The 764-nt window shown below is 42.7% G+C and carries 1 protein-coding gene; it reads right to left on the bottom strand.

Going from position 1 to position 764, the window contains the following annotated elements; translation table 11 throughout:
• Nucleotides 1-170 precede the first annotated feature (170 nt).
• Nucleotides 171-506: a zinc ribbon domain-containing protein YjdM gene (locus MES37_RS24495; RefSeq protein ID WP_034492586.1), complete on the bottom strand. Its 336-nt coding sequence runs from the start codon at nucleotides 504-506 to the stop codon at nucleotides 171-173.
• Nucleotides 507-764 lie beyond the last annotated feature (258 nt).

Here is a 764-nt window from a genome sequence, read left to right as displayed (position 1 = left end):
TATCAAGGGGTTGGCGTTAACCCCTTGATACGTTCACCGTTTTCGGGGATTAAAGAGATAACTGAACGCACGGGTGAACGGAAAATCAGCGAGGCTTACAGATCTCACCCTGACAAGATTGCCAGGGAGAGTTGTGTACAAGAGACCGCCTTGGCGATAGGGGAATTTACTTAGTTCTTCTTCACAAACTCTGACTTCAGCTTCATCGGACCAAAACCATCAATTTTACAATCGATGTTATGGTCGCCTTCAACCAGACGGATACCCTTCACTTTAGTGCCAATCTTCAGCATTGAAGAGCTGCCTTTCACTTTCAAATCTTTTACTACGGTGACGTTATCGCCATCAGCCAGCAGGTTGCCATTGGCATCTTTAACAATCAGTTGGTCGCTGTCTTGGGCGGGTTCTGCATCATTCCATTCATGCGCGCATTCAGGGCAGATAAACATACCGTTGTCTTCGTAGGTGTATTCAGAATTGCATTTTGGGCAATGAGGGAGTGTCATATTCGTCATCTCTGGAGTCATAGCTTTAAAAATAGCGGTTTCCCGCAAAAGTGGCGAAATTATACATTAAAACCTGGTTTTTGTGTGGATGATTGCCGCTGTGCCTTATCGCATGGGCCAGGAGGAAAACAAAAAGAAATATTTTCACTGCGCAATCAATTGCTAAATTCGCGATGAAAATACACAATTAGTTTATCAAAATGCGTTATTGTATTTTCCTCTGGTTGTCTGATCAGATTTTATCTATATAAATAAAAC

The organism is Buttiauxella sp. S19-1, from assembly GCF_022134725.1.
Classification (GTDB): Bacteria; Pseudomonadota; Gammaproteobacteria; order Enterobacterales; family Enterobacteriaceae; genus Buttiauxella; species Buttiauxella ferragutiae.
The sequence above is the reverse complement of the archived record's forward strand: the minus strand, read 5'-3'. Positions and strand labels throughout refer to the sequence as shown.

Coding starts and splice junctions, on each gene's coding strand:
- MES37_RS24495 (WP_034492586.1), bottom strand. CDS start 506: ATGACACTCCCTCATTGCCCAAAATGCAATTCTGAATACACCTACGAA.